Below are 20370 nucleotides of genomic sequence, written 5' to 3'. Positions count from 1 at the left end.
TACCTCGCGGGTAATCGACAATGCGCGCGCCTGCGGTGAATCTGGTTGTGTCCAGCTTCATTCCACGACAGAAAGCGCCGGCCATGACCGATATCGTCTCCGCCTACCTCGACACCTGGAACGCCACCGATGCGCCGACGCGCAAGGGTCTGCTGGACCAACACTGGGCCACGGATGCCACCTATGTCGACCCGCTCGCCGAGGTCGCCGGCCACGACGGGATCTTCGCCGCGATCGCGGCCGTGCACGAGCAGTTCTCGGGATTCGTGTTCACCTTGGTCAGCGGTCCGGACCACCACCACCGGCATAGCCGGTTCCAGTGGGGCCTCGGGCCCCGCGGGGCCGAGCCGGTGATCGTCGGGTTCGACGTGCTGTCCACCGATGAGGACGGCCGCATCCGGGCGGTGGTCGGCTTCCTGGACAAGGTGCCGGGCTAAGCGTCGATGAGCGAACGTTCCAGTGTCGCAAGTGATTCGGCGATGAACTCCACCGGAAACGGCGGCATGCCGCCGATCGCGTCGGCGAACTCTTGCGGCGTGTCCGTCCAGTCGTAGGTCAGCGTGACATCGGTACCGTCGCCGTTGGGCGTCAGGTCATACCGCCACCACCAGCCGCCCGGCGTGATTTCACCTGACTCGTCGAGCTGGCCGGGTTTCCAACCGATGGTGCGGTCGGGCACGAACGCGTCGACCACGTTGTGCATGACGTAGTGCCCGCCCGCCTGCTCCAGGAACATGTTGATGACGAATACCTGCCCGGTGCCGGTGATCGGTTGCGGATTCACGGCGTCGCGCACCCAGTCCCCGGGCTCGGTGTCGCGGTGCCGTGCCGGGTCGCTGAGCAAGGCGAACACCGTGCTCGGCGGTGCCGGGATGGTCCGGGTGACGACATAACGCTGGTCGATCATGCGCGTTCCTCTCCATAGGCTTGAGCGATGGCCGGGCTGTCCAGCCAGCCCGAATACGTGGACCGGGACGGCCAGCCGTCAGGGGAGTCCTGCCATTCCTCCTGACGGCCGTAGGGCAGCAGGTCGATGAGGGCGAAGCTGTGGCTGAGCTGCTCGGTACCGCGACCGGTGGTATGCCAGGTCCGGTACACCGTTTCGCCGTCTCGCAGAAAGACATTGACCGCGAAACCACCACCGGGAGGCGCGTCGACGTCGGCCCCGAAGTCCGAGCCCGCCGACGAGTACCAGGTCATCTTGTTGCCCACCTTCTTCCGGTAGGCCAATGCCTCGTCGATGGGCCCGTTGGTCACCGCGACGAAGCGGGCGTCGTAGTTGTCCAGAAAGTCCAGTCTGGTGAATTGCGACGTGAAGCCGGTGCAACCGCCGCATTGCCACTCGGCGCCGTCGGTCCACATGTGGTGATAGGTGATCAACTGGGAGCGGCCGCCGAACACCTCGGCCAGACACACCGGCCCGTCCGCCCCGGTGAGCACGTAGGTGGGCATCTCGACCATCGGCAGCCGCCGGCGTGCGGCGGCGATGGCATCGAGTTCGCGGGTGGCCGCCTTCTCCCGGGCCCGCAGTTCGTCGAGGGCGCTGCGCCAGGTGCGGTGGTCGACCACCGGCGGTGTGGCTGAAGTCGTCATGAGTGTGTTGACCCCGCTCGCTCTCGAAAGTCATCGCGGAGGTCAGCGACCCCGCGCCGCCTGCCCGCGCAGCGTCATCACCGCACTGGTGACACTGGCGGCCACCTTGCCGTCGCCGCGGACGACATCGCACGCGTAGTGGGTGATGGTCCGCCCCGAATGAGTGTGCCGGGCGGTGGCGGTCAGCGTGTCATGCCAGACCGGCCGCAGGAACGTGGCGCGAATGTCGATGCTGGTGAACGATTCCTCGTCGCCGACGACGGTGGAATGGGCGGTCCCGATCGCCGCGTCGGCGAGCTCGACCAGAAACCCGCCATGGACGGTGCCTTGTTGGTTGCCATGTGTCTGCGGGTCGACTTTCACCGTGATCGTCGCCGAACCTTGTTGTACTGCAGTGATTTCGAAGCCCAAGAGGGTGGAGATCGCGGTCGGATAGCGCAACGGACTGCGTTGTCCCGGCTGCAGCGTTCCCGCGACGTAGCGTTGCAGATAGTCGAGTACGGGCAGCACGGATTCACTCATGGCGGCCACGTTAGGAACGCTAGGCTAGTGCAATCAAGAAATTGTCCTACACACAAGTGGCCGACCGGCTCGCCGACCAGATCCGCTCGGGCCGCCTGCCGGCCGGTACCCGGCTGCCTACGCACCGCGCCCTGGCCGCCGAGCAGGGCATCGCGGTGGCCACCGCGACCAAGGTGTACCGCGCGCTGACCGACGCCGGCCTGGTGGTCGGCGAACCGGGACGGGGCACCTTCGTGCGCGACCTCAGCGGATACGCCGGTCTGGAGCAGCGCCGGCACAGCGCCGTGGCCCGCATCGCGGATCTGTCGTTCAACCAGCCGCTGGAGCCCGTCCAGGCCGACCATCTGCGGCGTGCGCTGCGGGATATGGCCGCCGAGGGCGACCTGCTCAGCCTGCTGCGGCAGGAACCACCGGGCGGGCGCACCCGCGAGCAGGCCACCGTCGCCACCTATCTGCTTGGGCACGGTATCGACGTGGCGCCGCGCAGTGTGGTGTTGACGGCCGGCGGTCAGCAGGGCCTGGACGCCGTGCTCGGTGCGGTGGCCCCGCCCGGTTCGGTCGTGGCGGTCGACGCGCTGACCTACCCCGGATTCAAGCTGCTGGCGGCAGCCCGGCGGATCGAACTGGCGCCCGTCGCGGTCGATGCCGACGGCCCCGATCTCGACATGTTGGCGCGGTTGTGCGAGCGTCGTCGCGTCGCGGCCATCTTCACCATGGCGACCCTGCACAACCCGCTTGGATTCGTGCTGAATACCGCTGCGCGGCAACGCATCGCCGAGCTGGCGTGTCGGCGCGACGCCGTCGTCATCGAGGACGCCACCTACGCTTTCCTCGATCCCGCTGCCCCCGAACCGATTCAGACCCTGGCCCCGGAGCGCACCTTCTACGTCGGTGGCATGTCGAAGAGCCTCGCGCCCGGTCTGCGCTTCGGCTTCGTCGTCACCCCGGATTCCCACCGCGATGCCGTGATCCGGTCGTTGCGGGCGGCCAGCTGGGGGACCTCCACCATCGCCACCCGATTGGCTGCCCACTGGATCGCCGACGGCACCATCGACGCCGTCGAGAAGCTACGCCGCGACGACGCCCGAGAGCGGCAGACGTTGGCTCGTGCGGAGCTGCACGGACTGGATTACCACGCTCATCCGGCGTCCTATATCGGGTGGCTGCGGCTGCCCGAAGACGCCCGGATGGATGTCATCGCGCATCAGCTGGCCGAGCGTGGGGTCCTGGTGTCCACCGCCGACGCGTTCTCCACCGCCAAGGCCACCCCGAACGCCCTGCGGCTGGCCTTGGCGACGCCGGGTCGTGCCGAGCTGGCGGCGGCATTGCGGGAGGTCCGGGAGTTGGTGACGTGGTGACGAAAAAAGGTCAGGGGCCCCGCGTGGGACCCCTGACCTATCGGGGTGGCTGACGGGACTCGAACCCGCGACAGCCAGGATCACAACCTGGTGCTCTACCAACTGAACTACAGCCACCATTGCCGCGCGAGCGGCGTTGTAGATACTAGCGGCTCACTGCTCCACAACCGAATCGGTTTCCCCGGTGTCGGCCTTCGGCGCCCCCAGCTCGGCCGCCACGGCCGCGATTTCGCTGGTAGAGGGGCCGGGGGCGGGCACGAAGGCGGTGCTGCGGTAGTACTTCAGCTCGCGGATGGACTCGTGGATGTCGGCGAGTGCGCGGTGCGCCAGGCCCTTGGCCGGCTGACCGAAATAGATGCGCGGGTACCAGCGCCGGCACAGCTCCTTGATGGAGCTGACGTCGATCATCCGGTAGTGCAGGTAGTCGTCGAGCAACGGCATGTCACGCGCGATGAAGCCGCGATCGGTGGCGATCGAGTTGCCGCACAGCGGGGCCGTTTTCGCTTGTTTGACGTGGCTACGGATGTAGTCGAGCACCATCTTCTCGGCGGTTGCGAGATCGATGTCCGAGGCCAGCACCTCTTTGTCGAGGCCGGAGCTGGCGTGCATGCGGGCGACCACGTCGACCATGCCGGACAGGGCGTCCTCGTCGGCGTGGATCACCACGTCGATGCCGTCACCGAGGATGTTCAGGTCCGCGTCGGTGACCAGGGCCGCAATCTCGATGAGCTTGTCGGACTTGAGGTCCAGCCCGGTCATCTCGCAATCGATCCACACCAGTTCTTCACGCACGAAGATCCACAGTATTCGCACCCCCGCTAATTAGCTGCCCGCACCCACCCAAAAGGGACGCCTTTCAGTAGGGTCTGGCCATGACCTCAGAATCGTCTGCACCTCCCGCACAGCAGATCGCCGCAGGTTACGCCGTCGAGGGACAAGCCCTGGAGCTAGGGACCGTCGTGGTCGACGGTGTCGTCGACCCCACCGCGTCGGTGCGTATTCCGCTGGCCACGGTCAACCGCCACGGGCTGATCGCCGGGGCCACCGGCACCGGCAAGACGAAGTCGCTGCAGGTGATGGCCGAGCAGCTGTCGGCGGCCGGGGTGCCGGTGCTGATGGCCGACGTGAAGGGCGATCTGTCGGGTCTGTCGCAGCCCGGGGCGGCGGGGGACAAGACCGCTCAGCGTGCCAAGGACACCGGTGACGACTGGGCCCCGACGGCATTCCCCGTCGAGTTCCTGTCGCTGGGCACCGAGGGCATCGGTGTGCCGGTGCGGGCGACGATCACCAGTTTTGGGCCCATCCTGTTGTCGAAGGTTCTGGGGCTCAACGCCACTCAGGAATCCACTCTCGGCCTGATCTTCCACTGGGCCGACCAGAAGGGGTTGTCGCTGCTGGATCTGAAGGATCTGCGGGCCGTCATCCAATACCTGACCGGTGACGAGGGCAAGCCCGAGCTCAAGGCGCTGGGCGCGGTGTCGCCCACCACGGCCGGGGTGATCCTGCGAGCCCTGGTGAACCTGGAGGCCGAGGGAGCCGACACGTTCTTCGGCGAACCCGAGTTGGAGCCCAAGGACCTGATCCGTTTCGACGCGCAGGGCCGCGGCATCATCTCGCTGCTGGAACTGGGTGCGCAGGCGGCCCGCCCGGTGATGTTCTCCACCTTCCTGATGTGGGTGCTGGCCGACCTGTTCACGACGCTGCCCGAGGTCGGCGACGTCGACAAGCCCAAGTTGGTGTTCTTCTTCGACGAGGCGCACCTGCTGTTCACCGACGCGTCCAAGGCGTTCCTGGAGCAGGTGGAGCAGACCGTCAAGCTGATCCGCTCGAAGGGTGTCGGTGTGTTCTTCTGCACCCAGCTGCCCACCGATGTGCCCAATAATGTGCTGTCGCAGCTGGGCGCGCGGGTGCAGCACGCGCTGCGCGCGTTCACCCCCGACGACCAGAAGGCGCTCACCAAGACGGTGCGGACGTATCCGAAGACGACCGTGTACGACCTGGAGTCGGCGCTGACGTCGCTGGGCATCGGCGAGGCGATCGTCACGGTGCTCTCCGAACGCGGCGCGCCGACGCCGGTCGCCTGGACCCGGATGCGGGCGCCACGCTCGCTGATGGACACCATCGGCCCGGACGCGATCAAGGCGGCGGCCGGGGCCAGTCCGCTGCAGGCGACCTACGGGCAGACCATCGACCGTGAATCGGCGTACGAAAAGCTCAACGCCAAGTTGGCGCCACCGCCGGCTCCGGTCGATCAGCTGCCTCCGCCGGTGAGTACCGGTGGCGCCGAGATCGAGGGCACGGCGACCGCGCGCAACGCCGCCGAGCCCGGGTTCTTGGAGAAGATGGTGGAGAGCCCGGCGTTCAAGAGCGCGATGCGCTCGGCCGGCACGGTGATCGGCCGGGAGATCACCCGCAGCATCTTCGGGACGGGCCGCCGGCGGCGGTAGGCACGTCGAATGTCCACCCAAGGCACGCGGTTGCCGGGAAACCGTGCCCTAAGCGGACAACCGAAACCGCGAATTAGTCGCCGCCGAGCTTCTTGTACACCGCACCGACGATCGGCGTGACGATGGCCCGCGGCGCGTACCCGCTGGCCACTGACATCGCCTTGGACGTCAGCCCGGGCACGATGCGCATCTTGTTGTGCTGCAACCCGTCCAGCGACAACTTGGCGGTGTACTCCGTGTTGATCCACAGGAAGTCGGGGATAAGCTTCTCGACCAGCGAGCGCTCGTCGGCGTCGGGCAGCTCGGTGCGCACCGGGCCGGGCGCCAGCAACGTGACGTGCACGCCGGTGCCCTTGAGTTCACCGCGCAGCGACTCGCTGAAGGTGTTGGCGAAGGCCTTGGTGGCCGCGTAGGTGGCGTTGTTGGGGATCGGCGAGTTACCCGCCGCCGAGCCGGAGATCAGGATGCCGCCGGCCTTGCGCTCGATCATGCCGGGCAGCACGGCCAGGCAAAGATCATGCACCGCAATGGCATTGAGCTGAACCTGGGCCTTTTCGCCGGCCGGGTCCAGCTTGGCCACCGGACCGAAGGTGGCGGTGCCGGCATTGGCGCACAGGATCGAGATGTTGCGGCCGGCCAGCTCCTCGCACAGCACGTCGCGCGCGGCCGGGTCAGCCAGGTCGACAGCCCGCACCTCCACGGTGACGCCGTACTTCTCGGTGAGCCGGCTAGCGAGTTCGGCCAGCACCTCGCCGCGGCGGGCGGTGATGATCAGGTGGTGGCCCCGGGAGGCCAGCTCCGCGGCGAGCGCTTCGCCGATGCCCTGGGAGGCGCCGGTGACGACCGCGCGGGCGTCGGGGTGGGGTGCGGGTACAGGCATGGAAGAAATCGTAAGGACTTATAAGGTGACGGCCATGGGCAGCCCCGTGTCGGCGTCGCGCGGGGCGCGGCGTTCGCAAGTGTTGTCGTGGGTTTTGTACGACTGCGGGGCCACCGGCGTCAACGCGATCGTCGTGACCTTCGTCTTCTCGGTCTACCTGACCAGCGCCGTCGGGAAGGACCTGCCGGGGGATACGACGCCGGCGAGCTGGCTGGGCCGGGCCCTGACCATCGCCGGCGTGATCGTCGCGGTGCTGGCACCGGTGACCGGTATCTGGGTGGACGCCGCGCACCGACGGCGCCGGGCGTTGGTCACGCTCACCGTGGCCGCGGCGGCGCTGGTGGCGTCGATGTCGCTGATCCGCTCCGACTACCACTTCTTGTGGGCGGGGCTGGCCCTGCTGGCGATGACCGCGGCGTGCAACGACCTGGCGACCGTTCCGTACAACGCGATGCTGGCGCAGCTGACGACGCCGAAGAACGCCGGCCGGGTCTCCGGTGCGGGCCTGGCGGTCGGGTACGGCGGCAGCGTGGCGTTGCTGCTCATCGTCTACCTCGGCTTCATCGTCGGTGAGGGTGGCCTGCTGGGCCTGCCCACCGACGACGGCCAGAATGTCCGGGCCGCGATGGTGCTGACGGCGGTGTGGCTGCTGGCGTTCGCGATGCCGTTGCTGGTCAGCGCGCCCGCACCGCCCGCCGATCCCGCGCACCGACCGGTCCGCATCGCGGCGGCCTACCGCACGCTGTGGGCGGAGGTACAAGGGGAGTGGCGGCGCGACCGCAACGTCGTCTACTACCTGATCGCCAGCGCCGTGTTCCGCGACGGGCTGACCGGGGTGTTCACCTTCGGCGCGGTGCTCGGCGTCAACGTCTACGGCATCTCGTCGGCGACGGTGCTGCTGTTCGGGGTGGCGGCATGCCTGGTGGCGGCCGCGGGCGCGGTGGCCGGCGGCTGGCTCGACGACCGCATCGGTGCCAAGCCGGTGATCATCGGGGCGCTGAGCCTGATGATCGTGGTGGCGCTGACGCTGATGGTGCTGTCGGGCCCGCTGGCGTTCTGGGTGTGCGGGTTGCTGCTGTGCCTGTTCGTCGGCCCGACGCTGTCGGCGGCGCGCACGCAGATGCTGCGCATCTCCAACGAGGGCAAGGAAGGCGTCGCGTTCGGCCTGTACACCATGACCGGGCGGGCGGCGACCTTCCTGGCGCCGGCGTTGTTCGCATTGTTCATCGACGTGTTCGACAGCGACCGCGCCGGGATGGGCGGGTTGTGCGTGGTGTTGGTCCTCGGTCTGCTGTTGATGCTGGGGGTGAAGACCCCGCGCGGGTCAGCCGATCGGGCTGCAGATCGTCAGACCTGACCCACTGCGCTGCTGCACCTGGGCGCCGTCGATGGTGATCGAACAACTGACCTGGCGCCCGACATTGATGATGCTGACGCTGGCCGAACCCTTGGCGGGTTTGGTCAGATCCACCTGCTTGCTCCACGGCAGCAGCACGTTGAACTCGGTCTGCAGCACGCCGCCGGTGTCGACGTAGGTGATGTTGATGGCGCGGCCACTGCCCGCCACGTCGTACACCACGGTCTCGGTGGCGCCCGGATCGGCGCCCGGTACGCCCGGTGTGGTGGAGGTGGTGGGCGACGAGGACGGCGCGGGCGCCGGGACGGTCGATGTGGTCGGCCGGCGTGTGGTGGTCGGCGCGGTGGTGGTGGGTTCGGCCAGCGAGGGCACCGGGGCGACCACGGTGTCCTGTTGTGAGCTGTTGACGATCACCAGCGCGATGACCAGGCCGAGCACCGCGACGACGGCGATGGCGGCCAGGAACCACAGCCAGCGGGGTGGGCGCGGGCCGTCCGGGGGCGCCGGGTCCCCAGGACCAGGGGGTTGCTGAGGCGGTGCCCCATAGGCACCGGTCGCATACGCCGGGTCGTACGCCGGGTAGGCGGGCATCGGTTCGGTGGGACGCGAGCCGTAGGGGCCCGGACCGGCGTACGCGGGATCGGAGTAACCCGGATAACCGGGATAGCCGGGATAAGCGTCGCCGTAGCGGCCGTCAAGGCGCCGGGTCGGCTCATCGCCGCGTGGTGAATTGGTCATGCCCACCTCATGGCTGCAGGGTACCCGCGCGCCCTGGCGGTGCGCCGACGTGCGGTCGCACCGCGTTGCGCACGGCAGCTACGGTGTGGCGGCGAGCGCGGCGACGGTCATCGCCCGCAGAACCGCCCGCGAGCTGTGGGTGAGCGTGGGTGCCTTGACGCTGTGCGGGGTCGAGTTGAGCAATCCGAACACCGCCTGCGCTTTGAGCCGCGCGTCAGCTTCGTCGAGGGTGTCGTCGAGCCGACGCAGCGCCTCGACCCAGATCTCCACGTATTGCCGCTGGGCCTTGCGGACCTGGCGTTTGGCCTGCGCGGGCAGGTGGGCGAGGTCGCGGTCCTGGATGCGGATCAGGTCGGATTCGCCGAGCGCGAAGTCGAGGTGGAAGTCGATGAGCCCATCGAGCGCCTGACGGGCGTCCCCGGCCGCCGCGGCGACCTCGGTGGCGCCGCTGAGCAGCCGGGTGCTGATCCCGACCAGCAGCTCGGTCAGCAACGCCTCTTTGTTGGGGAAGTGCCGGTAGATGGCGGGACCGCTGACTCCGGCGGCCGATCCGATGTCCTCCAGCCGCACCGCGAGGTAGCCATGCTCGGCCATGAGGCGTTCGGCGGCAGCGATCAGTTGATCCCGCCGGTCGGATTTGGCCTTACTGCGCGGGGTTTGCGTCGTCATGCGCGGCCTCCGTCCGGTGGTAGACATTTCGGTTAGTCGTGATTAACATACCACGAGTTAGTCGTCATTAACTCAACTGAAATGGGTTCAGCGATGGCACATCGCGACGCGCACATCGCCCTGGTGGACGAGCTGCGCACCAAATTGGCCGAGGCCGCGCTCGGTGGGCCGGAGAAGTCCAGGGACCGCCATGTCAGCCGAGGAAAGCTGCTTCCCCGCGATCGCGTCGACGGCCTGCTCGACACCGGCAGCCCGTTCCTGGACATCGCGCCGCTGGCCGCCGACGGCATGTACGACGGGGACTGCCCCGGTGCCGGACTGATCGTCGGCATCGGCCGGGTATCCGGACGCGAATGCATGATCGTGGCCAACGACGCCACCGTCAAAGGCGGCACCTACTACCCGATCACCGTCAAGAAACACCTACGCGCGCAAGAGATTGCCGCACAGAACCGGTTGCCGTGCATCTATCTGGTGGACTCCGGCGGCGCCTTCCTGCCGCGCCAGGACGAGGTATTCCCCGACCGCGAGCACTTCGGCCGCATCTTCTACAACCAGGCCACCATGAGTGCGCAGGGCATCCCGCAGATCGCCGCGGTGCTCGGCTCGTGCACCGCGGGCGGTGCGTATGTGCCGGCCATGAGCGACGAGGCCGTCATCGTGCGCAACCAGGGCACCATCTTCCTGGGCGGGCCGCCGCTGGTGAAGGCCGCCACCGGGGAGATCGTCACCGCCGAGGAATTGGGCGGTGGCGACCTGCATTCCAAGATCTCCGGGGTGACCGACCACCTGGCTCACGACGACCGCGACGCGTTGCGCATCGTGCGGCGCATCGTGTCCACCCTCGGCCCGCGCCGCGATCCGCCGTGGGAGGTGCTCCCGACCGTCGACCCGGTCGCCGATCAGACCGAGCTTTACGACGTCGTACCGACCGATGCCCGCGTGCCCTATGACGTACACGAGGTGATCACCCGCATCGTGGATGGCGGTGAGTTCGCAGAATTCAAGGCCGACTACGGCACCACGCTGGTCACCGGTTTTGCGCGGATCCACGGCCACCCGGTGGGCATCATTGCCAACAACGGTGTGCTGTTCGGTGAATCCGCGGTCAAGGGAGCACATTTCATCGAACTGTGCGACAAACGCAACACCCCGCTGCTGTTCCTGCAGAACATCTCCGGGTTCATGGTCGGCCGCGACTACGAGGCCGGCGGCATCGCCAAACACGGTGCCAAGATGGTGACCGCGGTGGCGTGCGCCCGGGTGCCCAAGCTCACCGTGGTGATCGGCGGCTCCTACGGCGCGGGTAACTATTCGATGTGCGGGCGTGCGTATTCGCCGAGGTTCCTGTGGATGTGGCCCAACGCCCGTATCTCGGTGATGGGTGGTGAGCAGGCCGCCTCGGTGCTGGCCACCGTGCGCGGCGAGATGACGCCGGAGGAAGAAGAGGCGTTCAAGGCGCCGATCCGGGCCCAGTACGAGCATCAGGGCAATCCGTACTACTCGACCGCCCGCCTCTGGGATGATGGCGTCATCGACCCGGCCGACACCAGAACGGTTGTCGGTCTGGCTCTTTCGGTTGTCGCACAGGCTCCGCTGGAGCCGGTGTCCTACGGCGTTTTCAGGATGTGATGAGATGACCGCCCAACTCTTCGACACCGTCCTGGTCGCCAACCGCGGTGAGATCGCCGTGCGCGTCATCCGCACGCTGCGCGCGATGGGGATCCGCTCGGTCGCCGTGTACAGCGACGCCGACGCCGGTGCCCGGCACGTCGCCGCGGCCGACGTAGCGGTCCGGATCGGCCCGGCCGCCGCCCGGCAGAGCTATCTCGACATCAACGCCATCGTCGGTGCCGCCGCCCGCACCGGCGCCCAAGCCGTGCACCCCGGCTACGGGTTCCTGGCCGAGAACGCCGAATTCGCCCGCGCTCTGGAGGCGGCAGGCATCGTCTTCATCGGCCCACCGGTGCCCGCGATCGGCACCATGGGCGACAAGATCGCCGCCAAGGCCGCGGTGTCGGCGTTCGGGGTTCCGGTGGTTCCCGGCATCTCCCGGCCCGGCCTGACCGACGACGACCTGATCGCCGGTGCCCCGGAGGTAGGTTTCCCCGTGCTGGTCAAGCCGTCGGCCGGTGGTGGCGGCAAGGGCATGCGGGTGGTGCACTCGGCCGACGAGTTGCCGGCGGCGCTGGTGAGTGCGCGGCGTGAGGCAGCCTCGGCGTTCGGGGACGACACCTTGTTCCTGGAACGATTCGTGTTGCGGCCCAGGCATATCGAGGTGCAGGTGCTCGCCGACGGGCACGGCAACGTCATCCATCTGGGTGAGCGGGAATGCAGCCTGCAGCGGCGGCACCAGAAGGTCATCGAGGAGGCCCCGTCGCCGCTGCTGGACGCCGCCACCCGCGCCCGCATCGGCGCGGCCGCCTGCAACACTGCCCGCAGCGTGGACTACACCGGCGCGGGCACCGTCGAGTTCATCGTCTCCGCCGACAAACCCGACGAGTTCTTCTTCATGGAGATGAACACGCGTCTGCAGGTGGAACATCCGGTCACCGAACTGGTCACCGGCGTCGACCTGGTGGAGTTGCAGGTGCGCATCGCCGCGGGCGAAACACTGCCGTTGCGCCAGCAGGATGTCACGCTCAGCGGGCACGCCATCGAGGCCCGGGTGTACGCCGAGGACCCGGCCAACGGGTTCCTGCCGACCGGCGGGACCGTGCTGGACGTGGTGGAACCTGAACGGGCCAGGGTCGATTCCGGCATCTACGCCGGCACCGTCGTCGGCAGCGATTACGACCCGATGCTCGCCAAGATCATCACGCACGCCGACGACCGGTCGGCCGCGCTGCGTGGTCTGGACCGGGCCCTGGCTCACGCCGCCGTGCTGGGGGTCACCACCAATATCGACTTCCTGCGGTTCCTGCTGGCCGACTCGGATGTGATTGCCGGGCAATTGGATACCGGTCTGCTGGATCGCCGGCTGCCGGATTACGAGGTCGCGCCTGCCACCGACGAAGAGTTCATCGCCGCCGCTGCGTACCGATGGCTGCAGCACTGGGCCGCGGCCGGCGACAACCTGTGGTCGGTGCCGTCGGGCTGGCGCACCGGGCAGCGGGCGCCGAGCGTGTTCCGGTTGCAGGCCGGTGAACGTGTCGACCACGTGCGGATCACCGGCAGTCCCGCCGCCGCCGTCGCGGCCGTCGACGACGGCAGAACATACCCGCTGACAGCGCAATTGGACGGCCGCGACCTCACTGTCACCGTGGACGGTATGCGTACCGACTACATCGCCGCGGCCGACGGTCCGCACCTGTGGCTGGCCGGACCGCAGCGCACCGTCGCGGTGCACGAGGTCCGCGAAGCGCCCGTGCGCCCCGACGACGAGCACTCCGGGGACGCCGAACTGGTCAGCCCGATGCCGGGGGCGGTGGTCGCCGTCGGCGTCGCCGACGGTGCCACCGTCACATCCGGGGTCGTCGTCGTCACCGTCGAGGCCATGAAGATGGAACACACGCTGCCCTCGCCCGTCGACGGGGTGGTCGAACTTCTCGTCGCCGTCGGCGACCAGGTCAAGGTGGGTCAACCGCTGGCCCGAATCACCGCCGCTACCAAGGAGACCAACGATGAGTGACTTCCTGTCCACGGGCACGCTGCCCGACGACTACGCGCAACTGGCCAAGACGGTGCGCGACTTCGCCCAAAGCGTCGTCGCACCGGTGGCCGCCAAACACGACGAGGAGCATTCGTTCCCGTACGAGGTCGTCTCCGGGATGGCCGACATGGGCTTGTTCGGTCTGCCGTTTCCCGAGGAGTACGGCGGCATGGGCGGCGACTATTTCGCGTTGTGCCTGGCCTTGGAGGAATTGGGCAAGGTCGACCAGAGTGTCGCCATCACGCTGGAGGCCGGTGTCTCGCTGGGCGCGATGCCGGTGTACCGATTCGGCAACGAGGCGCAGAAGCAGGAATGGTTGCCGCTGCTGGCCAGCGGGAAGGCCCTGGGCGCCTTCGGGTTGACCGAGGCCGGTGGCGGCAGCGACGCCGGGGCCACCAAGACCACCGCCAAACTCGACGGTGACACCTGGGTGATCAACGGCTCCAAGCAGTTCATCACCAATTCCGGCACCGATATCACCAAGCTGGTCACCGTCACCGCGGTGACGGGTGAGGGCCCGGACGGCAGGAAGGAGATCTCCTCGATCCTGGTGCCGGTGCCGACGCCGGGCTTCACCGCCGAACCGGCCTACAACAAGGTCGGCTGGAACGCCTCGGACACCCATCCGCTCAGCTTCGACGACGTCCGGGTGCCCGCCGAGAACCTGCTCGGGGACCGCGGGCGTGGCTACGCCAACTTCCTGCGCATCCTCGACGAGGGACGCATCGCCATCGCCGCGCTGTCGGTCGGTGCGGCACAGGGCTGCGTCGACGAGTGCGTGAAGTACGCCAGGGAACGGGAAGCGTTCGGCGCCAAGATCGGGACCTATCAGGCCATCGCCTTCAAGATCGCCCGGATGGAGGCGCGCGCGCATGCCGCGCGGACCGCCTACTACGACGCCGCCGCGCTGATGCTGTCCGGCAAGCCGTTCAAGAAGGCCGCCTCGGTGGCCAAACTGGTGTCCAGCGAGGCCGCGATGGACAACGCCCGCGATGCCACCCAGATCTTCGGCGGGTACGGCTTCATGAACGAGTATCCGGTGTCCCGGCATTACCGAGACAGCAAGATCCTCGAAATCGGCGAGGGCACAACCGAAGTGCAGCTCATGCTGATCGGGCGGGAACTGGGGCTGTGACCAAGCGAACCGTCGAGCAGCGGGGGCTGTGGTACGAGGAGTTCGAGACCGGCGTGCGGTACCTGCACCGGCCCGGGCGCACCATCACCGAGGCCGACAATGTCCTGTTCACCACCCTGACGATGAACACGCAGGCACTGCACCTGGACGCGGCGTTCTCCGACGCACTGCCACCGTTTCACCAGCGGCTGGTGAACTCGATGTTCACCCTCTCCACGCTGGTCGGGTTGTCGGTCGCCCAACTCACCCAGGGGACCATCGTCGGCAATCTCGGATTCTCCGAAATCGCCTTCCCCAAGCCGTTGTTCCACGGCGACACGCTGTATGCCGAGTCCGAGGTCATCGACAAACGCGAATCCAAAAGCCGGCCAGGGGAGGGGATCGTCACCTTCGCGCACACCGGACGCAACCAGCACGGTGACGTCGTGGCGACCGCCACGCGCCAGACCATGGTGCGCAAGAAACCGCAGGAGGCCTAGTGTCGCTCGCCAATGCCGGCCCGGGCTGGCTGTTCTGCCCGGCCGACCGTCCAGAGCGCTTCGGAAAGGCCCTTGCAGCAGCCGATATCGTCATCCTGGATCTGGAGGACGGGGTGGCCGCCCATGACCGTGAAGCCGCACGGGAGGCGTTGATCAGCACGCCGCTGAACCCCACGCGGACGGTGGTGCGGGTCAATCCGGCGGGCACCCCCGACCACGATCTCGACCTGCTGGCACTGGCGCGCACCGAGTACACGACGGTGATGCTGGCCAAGACCGAACACGCCGACCAGGTGCGGGCGCTGGCACCGTTGCAGGTGGTGGTCTTGATCGAAACCCCGCTGGCCGCGCTCAACGTCGTCGAACTGGTGCGGCCCGACAACACGCTGGCGGTGATGTGGGGCGCGGAGGATCTGTTCGCGGTGCTCGGCGGCACCGCCAACCGCCGACCGGACGGCAGCTACCGCGATGTCGCCCAGCACGTCCGGTCGCAGACCCTGCTGGCCGCCAAGGCCTACGGGCGGATGGCGCTCGATTCGGTGTACCTGGACATCAAGAACCTCGACGGGCTGCGCGCGGAATGCGACGACGCCGTCGCGGTCGGCTTCGACGCCAAGGTCGCCATCCATCCCACCCAGGTGGCCGTGATCCGCGACGCCTACGCGCCGAGCGACCAAGAGGTGCGGTGGGCGCGGGCGGTGCTCGACGAAGCCGGCCGGCAGCGCGGCGTGTTCCAGTACGAGGGCCTGATGGTGGACGCGCCGGTGCTGCGGCGCGCGGAGCGCATCGTGGCTTTGGCGCCGCGCTGATCCGGTGCGCCGGGTCCCGGCCGCCTGATCGGCGACACGCAGCCAACTCGTGACCACCGTTCGCCGTGACCGCGCCCGATCCGAGGGCATACTGGGAAGTGCCCCAGTACTGCGACGGGCAGCATCGGATCGTCGCGCTGGCTCCACACCCGGGTAGCCAGCCGGCACCCCCGCACCAGGGGGATCGGGCCTACCGTCACGGCGCTGAGCACCTCGCGGACTGACGGCCGAACATGCCGTCACCTGAAGGAGGCGGTATGGCTGAGGTTTTCGAGCCCGTGCGGCTGCTGGCTGCCGATGGTTCACCCACTCCCGAGACCCGTTATCGGCGTGACTTGCCGCCCGAGACGCTGGCCTGGCTCTACGAACTGATGGTGCTGACACGCGAGCTCGATACCGAGTTCGTGAACCTGCAGCGCCAAGGCGAGCTGGCCCTCTACGCCTCGTGCCGGGGGCAGGAAGCCGCCCAGGTGGGCGCCGCGGCCTGCCTGCGCAAGACCGATTGGCTGTTCCCGCAATACCGCGAGCTGGGGGCGTTCCTGACGCGCGGAATCGCCCCCGCCCAGATGGGTGTGGTGTGGCGGGGATCGTGGCACGGCGGTCTGTCGTTCACCGAGAGATGCTGCGCGCCGATCGCCATCCAGATCGGCACACACGGGCTGCATGCCGTCGGTGCGGCGATGGCTGCGCAGCGCCTCGGAGAGGACTCGGTGACCGTCGCCTTCATGGGGGACGGTGCCACCTCTGAAGGTGACGCCCACGAGGCGCTGAACCTTGCGGCCGTGTTCGCGACCCCGACCATCTTCTTCGTCCAGAACAACCAGTTCGCCATCTCCACCCCGGTCAGCCACCAGCACGCCGCGTCCTCGCTGGCCGAGCGGGCCGCCGGGTATGGCATGCGCGCCGTGCGGGTGGACGGCAATGACGTATTGGCCTGTTTCGCGGTGGTGGCCGAGGCCGCGCAGCAGGCCCGCAGCGGTGGCGGTCCGACGTTCATCGAGGCGATCACCTACCGGATGGGCCCGCACACCACCTCGGACGACCCCACCCGGTATCGCGCCGCGGCGGATGTCGAGCGGTGGGCAGCCCGCGATCCGATCACCCGCTACACCACATACCTGCAATCGAGCGGGGTGCTCACCGAGCGCCTGACTGAGCGGGTGGCGGCCAAAGCGGCGCGACTGCGCACGGAGTTGCGCGACGCCACCGTCGACGCACCCGACCCGGATATCGCCGAGGTCTTCGACACCGTCTATCACGACATCACCCCCGAACTCGCCCGGCAACGCGACGAGATGCTGATCGAGCTGGGAAAGGAGGCCTGAGATGACGCAGATCATCGAACGCCCACCCGTGGGCGATTTCCCGGAGCCGCGACCCGCATTGCTCACCATGACGATGGCGCAGGCCATCAATCAGGGCTTACATGACGCGATGGCGGCCGACGACCGGGTGCTGGTGTTCGGTGAGGACGTTGCCACCCTTGGTGGGGTGTTCCGGGTGACCGATGGTCTGGCCGAGGCATTCGGTGCACCAAGGTGTTTCGACACCCCGCTGGCCGAGTCGGCGATCATCGGGATCGCCATCGGGATGGCGGTACGCGGGTTGGTGCCGGTTCCCGAGATCCAGTTCGACGGATTCTCCGCGCCGGCCTTCGACCAGATGGTCAGCCACCTGGCCAAGTACCGCACCCGTACCCACGGTGATGTCGACATGCCGGTCACCGTGCGCATCCCGTCGTTCGGCGGTATCGGTGCGGTGGAACACCATTCGGAATCCACCGAGAGTTACTGGTTGCATACGGCGGGGTTGAAGGTGGTGGTGCCGTCCACTCCGGCGGATGCGTATTGGCTGCTGCGGCAGTCCATCACCTGCCCTGACCCGGTGATCTACCTGGAACCCAAGCGTCGGTACTGGTCCCGCGGCACCGTCGACACCGAGGCTCCGGTGCTGCCGTTCGGGCGGGCGGCGGTGCGCCGCGCCGGCTCCGATATCACGGTGCTCACCTACGGCGGCTTGGTGGACACCGCGTGCAACGCCGCCGGCGTCGCGGCGGACCAGGGCGTCAGCGTGGAGGTGGTCGACCTGCGCAGCCTGAATCCGCTGGACTTCGAGACGGTGGCCGAGTCGGTGCGGCGTACCGGTCGCTGCGTGGTGATGCACGAGGGCCCGCGGTCGCTGGGATTCGGGGCCGAACTGGCGGCTCGGATCTCCGAGGACCTGTTCTACGACCTGGAAGCACCCGTGTTACGGGCCACCGGTTTCGACACACCTTACCCGCCGGCCCGGTTGGAGAAGCTGTGGCTACCGGGGGTGGACCGGCTGCTGGACTGCATCGAAAGGGCGTTGGGACAGTGACGAATTCACAGTTGCTCGAGTTCCGGGTCCCCGATCTCGGCGAGGGGTTGGAAGACGCCACCATCACGGGCTGGGCGGTGGACGTCGGTGACACGGTGGTGCTGAACCAGGTGCTGTGCACGCTGGAGACGAACAAGGCGGAGGTGGAGATCCCCAGCCCCTATGCCGGGCAGATCACCGAACTCGGCGGTGCGGTGGGCCAGACGCTCACGGTCGGCGCGGTGCTGGTCCGGGTCCAGGGATCAGGCACCGGCGAGCGGAGCGATGGGGAATCGGGCACCGGCGAGCGAAGCGACGGGGAATCGGGCACCGGCGAGCGAAGCGACGGGGAATCGGGCACCGGCGAGCGAAGCGACGGGGAATCAGGTCCGGTGCTGGTGGGGTACGGAGCCGACGAGCGGATGGACGGATCGCGGCGGGCCAGGGCGAAACCGTCGACCCGCAAGTTGGCGCGCGACACCGGCGTGGACCTGACCGCGCTGAGGCCGACGGGACCGGACGGAATCGTCACCCGCGATGATGTGCTGGCTGCCTCCGCGGCGTCGGAACTGGTGCCGTTGACCGGCGTGCAAGCCGAGATGGCGAAGCGAATGACGTTGTCGCGCAATAGCATCCCCGATGCCCATGCGTCGGTGGTCGTCGATGGGACGAGTCTGCAGGCGCTGGCGCACCGATTACAGATCACACCGTTCGTGCTGACCTTGCGGCTGTTGACGCTGGCGCTGCGACATCACCCGCTGTTGAACTCGACATGGGTGGACACCGCCGAGGGGCCCCGGATACACCACCATTCGTCGATTCACCTGGGCGTCGGGGTGGCCACGGCCCGTGGACTGCTGGTGCCGGTGGTGGTCGATGCCCACCGCCGTACCACTCGTTCGTTGGCGGACGAGGTGACACGGTTGATCGAGGGTGCGCGCGGTGGCGGCTTGCGTCCGGCCGAGTTGATGGGCTCGACGTTCACGGTGTCGAACTTCGGTGCGCTCGGCCTGGACGAGGGTGTGCCGGTGATCAACTATCCGGAGGCAGCCATCCTCGGGATGGGGTCGTTGAAGCCGCGTGCGGTGGTGGTCGACGGTGCCGTCGTTGCGCGCCCGACGATGTCGTTGACGTGCGCGTTCGACCACCGCATCGTCGATGGGGCCAAGGCGGCCGAGTTTCTGTGTGAATTAAGGGATTTGGTCGAAGCGCCCGAGCTGGCGTTGGCCGACCTGTAGTCACCTGTTCTTCGCTGCGGCGAGCCGGCTCTGGAATTCGGGAGACTCGATGGAGCGGGCCTGCGGGGTGATCTCGATATCGACGGCGAGCGCGTGTTGTTCGTTGTCCAGGAAGCCCGGATTGGCGGTGGCCCGCATCGATTTCTTGGTGGCCAGCACCACGTCCCGCGGCGCGGCCGCCGGTCCCGCCGCCAGCTCGCGTGCGGCCGCCACCGGGTCATCGGCCACGTCGAGCGCCAGGCCATAGCGCACGGCGTCGTGCGCGTCGAAGCGCTTCCCGAAAAGCAATGCGGCACGAGCAGTTTGGGGCCCCACGCTGCGTTGGAGCATCCACGTTGCGCCCCCGCCGGGATGGATGCCCAGCTTCTGGAAGCGCGGATCGAACAGCGCCGCCGGTCCGGCGATGCGGACGTCGGCGGCCAGCGCAAGGTTGAGTCCGGCCCCGACCGCCGCGCCGTTGACGGCGGCAATCGTCGGCAGAGTGCAGTTCGCGACGGCCAGGAAGCCGTCGTAGATCACCCGCAGACCGTCCTCGGCGGCTTCGCCGAGGGCCGTCAGATCCGCGCCTGCGCAGAAGGCCTTGCCGGCGCCGGTGACGATCACCGCATGGACGTCCGGGTCGGCTTCGGCGGCCTCGATCGCGACGCGCAGGGCCCGGGACATGTCGGCGGTCACCGCGTTGCGGCGGTCCGGGTCGTTGACGGTGATGGTGGCGACGCGGTCGGCGATGTCGACGAGCACGGGATCGGTCATGGGCTCAGGCTACGGCGCGCCGGTAGGCGGCTTTCGTGGGGTTTCGGCGGAATCTACCCAGCTCTGTCACAGCGTCGGCTCGCCTTCGTATCGGATCGGTAACCGTCGAATCTGTCGAACATGGAAATTACACAGGTGGGACTTACCTTCAACCCTGACTCGGGCGTCAATAAGCACATGGGGAGAACATGCGTAGTAAGTCGAATCGGCTGGCCGTCAGCATCGTCGCGACGGCCGCGTTGTGCTCGCCCGCATTGGCGCTCAGCGCGTCTGCGGAGGCGCAGCCGACGTTCAAGGCCAGCCCCGGTGTGCCGTGCGTCGGCATGGTGCAGCAGGCAGCCGCCGCGCCGCCTGTCGGCGGGCAGGGTGCCGGTGGAGCGGCTGTGCCGTTCACCGGGGCGGC

General features: G+C 68.1%; 20 protein-coding genes and 1 tRNA gene. 12 read left to right on the top strand and 9 right to left on the bottom strand.

Features of this window, described 5'->3' with window-relative positions:
- Window positions 1–83: 83 nt before the first annotated feature.
- Window positions 84–437, top strand: a complete 354-nt coding sequence (locus SBI67_RS18420) for a nuclear transport factor 2 family protein (RefSeq protein WP_318981927.1) — start codon at window positions 84–86, stop codon at window positions 435–437.
- Here SBI67_RS18420 and SBI67_RS18415 read toward each other — a convergent pair.
- Genes SBI67_RS18415 through SBI67_RS18405 form a run of 3 tightly spaced genes read right to left on the bottom strand, consistent with a single transcriptional unit; the run spans window position 434 to window position 2034 of the window.
- The gene (locus SBI67_RS18415; RefSeq protein WP_318981926.1) at window positions 434–907 is read right to left on the bottom strand and encodes an SRPBCC family protein; all 474 of its coding nucleotides are present in this window, start codon (window positions 905–907) and stop codon (window positions 434–436) included. The genes SBI67_RS18420 and SBI67_RS18415 overlap by 4 nt on opposite strands.
- Entirely contained in the window at window positions 904–1593 is a 690-nt protein-coding gene (locus SBI67_RS18410; protein ID WP_318981925.1) for a DUF899 domain-containing protein, read from the bottom strand. The genes SBI67_RS18415 and SBI67_RS18410 overlap by 4 nt, the downstream gene beginning before the upstream one ends.
- 42 nt (window positions 1594–1635) lie before the next feature.
- Window positions 1636–2034: a PaaI family thioesterase gene (locus SBI67_RS18405; RefSeq protein ID WP_318981984.1), complete on the bottom strand. Its 399-nt coding sequence runs from the start codon at window positions 2032–2034 to the stop codon at window positions 1636–1638.
- Between the two features lie 113 nt (window positions 2035–2147).
- Between SBI67_RS18405 and SBI67_RS18400 the strand changes: the two genes are divergently transcribed.
- Window positions 2148–3473, top strand: coding sequence for an aminotransferase-like domain-containing protein (locus tag SBI67_RS18400; protein ID WP_413232528.1), 1326 nt, complete (start codon window positions 2148–2150; stop codon window positions 3471–3473).
- 44 nt (window positions 3474–3517) lie between these two features.
- Here the strand turns inward: SBI67_RS18400 and SBI67_RS18395 are convergent.
- Window positions 3518–3590, bottom strand: a tRNA-His gene (locus SBI67_RS18395).
- Between the two features lie 36 nt (window positions 3591–3626).
- A complete protein-coding gene (gene orn / locus SBI67_RS18390; RefSeq protein WP_318981923.1) occupies window positions 3627–4265 on the bottom strand; it encodes an oligoribonuclease in 639 nt (212 codons plus the stop codon).
- Window positions 4266–4345: 80 nt separating this feature from the next.
- On the opposite strand from orn, the gene SBI67_RS18385 reads away from it, so the two are divergent.
- On the top strand, window positions 4346–5920 hold the full coding sequence (locus SBI67_RS18385) for a helicase HerA-like domain-containing protein (protein WP_318981922.1): 1575 nt from the start codon (window positions 4346–4348) through the stop codon (window positions 5918–5920).
- Between the two features lie 73 nt (window positions 5921–5993).
- On the opposite strand, the gene cmrA is transcribed toward SBI67_RS18385, so the two are convergent.
- Window positions 5994–6800, bottom strand: a complete 807-nt coding sequence (gene cmrA, locus SBI67_RS18380; RefSeq protein ID WP_318981921.1) for a mycolate reductase — start codon at window positions 6798–6800, stop codon at window positions 5994–5996.
- Between the two features lie 34 nt (window positions 6801–6834).
- Here cmrA and SBI67_RS18375 point away from each other — a divergent pair, with 34 nt between their 5' ends.
- Window positions 6835–8157 carry an MFS transporter gene (locus SBI67_RS18375; protein ID WP_318981920.1) on the top strand — a complete coding sequence of 441 codons (1323 nt, stop codon included), beginning with the start codon at window positions 6835–6837 and terminating at the stop codon, window positions 8155–8157.
- Here SBI67_RS18375 and SBI67_RS18370 read toward each other — a convergent pair.
- Entirely contained in the window at window positions 8125–8895 is a 771-nt protein-coding gene (locus SBI67_RS18370) for an MmpS family transport accessory protein (RefSeq protein ID WP_318981919.1), read from the bottom strand. The two genes, SBI67_RS18375 and SBI67_RS18370, sit on opposite strands and share 33 nt — an antisense overlap.
- A gap of 78 nt (window positions 8896–8973) precedes the next feature.
- Window positions 8974–9591, bottom strand: a complete 618-nt coding sequence (locus SBI67_RS18365) for an SACE_7040 family transcriptional regulator (RefSeq protein WP_413232517.1) — start codon at window positions 9589–9591, stop codon at window positions 8974–8976.
- A gap of 66 nt (window positions 9592–9657) precedes the next feature.
- On the opposite strand from SBI67_RS18365, the gene SBI67_RS18360 reads away from it, so the two are divergent.
- The 8 genes from SBI67_RS18360 (at window position 9658) to SBI67_RS18325 (ending at window position 19214) form a co-directional block, all read left to right on the top strand.
- Complete coding sequence (locus SBI67_RS18360) at window positions 9658–11196, top strand: carboxyl transferase domain-containing protein (protein WP_413232516.1); 1539 nt, start codon at window positions 9658–9660, stop codon at window positions 11194–11196.
- A 4-nt stretch (window positions 11197–11200) separates the two neighbouring features.
- A complete protein-coding gene (locus SBI67_RS18355) occupies window positions 11201–13195 on the top strand; it encodes an acetyl/propionyl/methylcrotonyl-CoA carboxylase subunit alpha (RefSeq protein ID WP_318981916.1) in 1995 nt (664 codons plus the stop codon).
- Window positions 13188–14351, top strand: coding sequence for an acyl-CoA dehydrogenase family protein (locus tag SBI67_RS18350; protein WP_266049296.1), 1164 nt, complete (start codon window positions 13188–13190; stop codon window positions 14349–14351). The genes SBI67_RS18355 and SBI67_RS18350 overlap by 8 nt, the downstream gene beginning before the upstream one ends.
- Complete coding sequence (locus tag SBI67_RS18345; RefSeq protein WP_318981915.1) at window positions 14348–14830, top strand: MaoC family dehydratase; 483 nt, start codon at window positions 14348–14350, stop codon at window positions 14828–14830. The genes SBI67_RS18350 and SBI67_RS18345 overlap by 4 nt, the downstream gene beginning before the upstream one ends.
- Window positions 14830–15639: an HpcH/HpaI aldolase/citrate lyase family protein gene (locus tag SBI67_RS18340; protein WP_318981914.1), complete on the top strand. Its 810-nt coding sequence runs from the start codon at window positions 14830–14832 to the stop codon at window positions 15637–15639. Before SBI67_RS18345 ends, SBI67_RS18340 begins: the two co-directional genes overlap by 1 nt.
- Window positions 15640–15896: 257 nt before the next feature.
- Complete coding sequence (pdhA, locus tag SBI67_RS18335; RefSeq protein WP_318981913.1) at window positions 15897–16964, top strand: pyruvate dehydrogenase (acetyl-transferring) E1 component subunit alpha; 1068 nt, start codon at window positions 15897–15899, stop codon at window positions 16962–16964.
- A 1-nt stretch (window position 16965) separates the two neighbouring features.
- On the top strand, window positions 16966–17997 hold the full coding sequence (locus SBI67_RS18330) for an alpha-ketoacid dehydrogenase subunit beta (protein ID WP_318981912.1): 1032 nt from the start codon (window positions 16966–16968) through the stop codon (window positions 17995–17997).
- Window positions 17994–19214 carry a dihydrolipoamide acetyltransferase family protein gene (locus tag SBI67_RS18325; RefSeq protein ID WP_318981911.1) on the top strand — a complete coding sequence of 407 codons (1221 nt, stop codon included), beginning with the start codon at window positions 17994–17996 and terminating at the stop codon, window positions 19212–19214. The genes SBI67_RS18330 and SBI67_RS18325 overlap by 4 nt, the downstream gene beginning before the upstream one ends.
- Here SBI67_RS18325 and SBI67_RS18320 read toward each other — a convergent pair whose 3' ends face one another.
- Window positions 19215–19967 (bottom strand): enoyl-CoA hydratase, encoded by a 753-nt coding sequence (locus SBI67_RS18320; protein ID WP_318981910.1) that lies wholly within the window; start codon window positions 19965–19967, stop codon window positions 19215–19217.
- Window positions 19968–20370 lie beyond the last annotated feature (403 nt).

This window comes from Mycolicibacterium chengduense (assembly GCF_033741155.1).
GTDB lineage: Bacteria > Actinomycetota > Actinomycetes > Mycobacteriales > Mycobacteriaceae > Mycobacterium.
This window is presented reverse-complemented; position numbering and strand designations above follow the sequence as displayed.

Coding starts and splice junctions, on each gene's coding strand:
- SBI67_RS18375 (WP_318981920.1), top strand. CDS start 6,835: ATGGGCAGCCCCGTGTCGGCGTCGCGCGGGGCGCGGCGTTCGCAAGTG.
- SBI67_RS18320 (WP_318981910.1), bottom strand. CDS start 19,967: ATGACCGATCCCGTGCTCGTCGACATCGCCGACCGCGTCGCCACCATC.
- SBI67_RS18350 (WP_266049296.1), top strand. CDS start 13,188: ATGAGTGACTTCCTGTCCACGGGCACGCTGCCCGACGACTACGCGCAA.
- SBI67_RS18365 (WP_413232517.1), bottom strand. CDS start 9,591: ATGTCTACCACCGGACGGAGGCCGCGCATGACGACGCAAACCCCGCGC.
- SBI67_RS18370 (WP_318981919.1), bottom strand. CDS start 8,895: ATGACCAATTCACCACGCGGCGATGAGCCGACCCGGCGCCTTGACGGC.
- pdhA (WP_318981913.1), top strand. CDS start 15,897: ATGGCTGAGGTTTTCGAGCCCGTGCGGCTGCTGGCTGCCGATGGTTCA.
- SBI67_RS18330 (WP_318981912.1), top strand. CDS start 16,966: ATGACGCAGATCATCGAACGCCCACCCGTGGGCGATTTCCCGGAGCCG.
- SBI67_RS18385 (WP_318981922.1), top strand. CDS start 4,346: ATGACCTCAGAATCGTCTGCACCTCCCGCACAGCAGATCGCCGCAGGT.
- SBI67_RS18420 (WP_318981927.1), top strand. CDS start 84: ATGACCGATATCGTCTCCGCCTACCTCGACACCTGGAACGCCACCGAT.
- SBI67_RS18355 (WP_318981916.1), top strand. CDS start 11,201: ATGACCGCCCAACTCTTCGACACCGTCCTGGTCGCCAACCGCGGTGAG.
- cmrA (WP_318981921.1), bottom strand. CDS start 6,800: ATGCCTGTACCCGCACCCCACCCCGACGCCCGCGCGGTCGTCACCGGC.
- SBI67_RS18415 (WP_318981926.1), bottom strand. CDS start 907: ATGATCGACCAGCGTTATGTCGTCACCCGGACCATCCCGGCACCGCCG.
- SBI67_RS18410 (WP_318981925.1), bottom strand. CDS start 1,593: ATGACGACTTCAGCCACACCGCCGGTGGTCGACCACCGCACCTGGCGC.
- SBI67_RS18360 (WP_413232516.1), top strand. CDS start 9,658: ATGGCACATCGCGACGCGCACATCGCCCTGGTGGACGAGCTGCGCACC.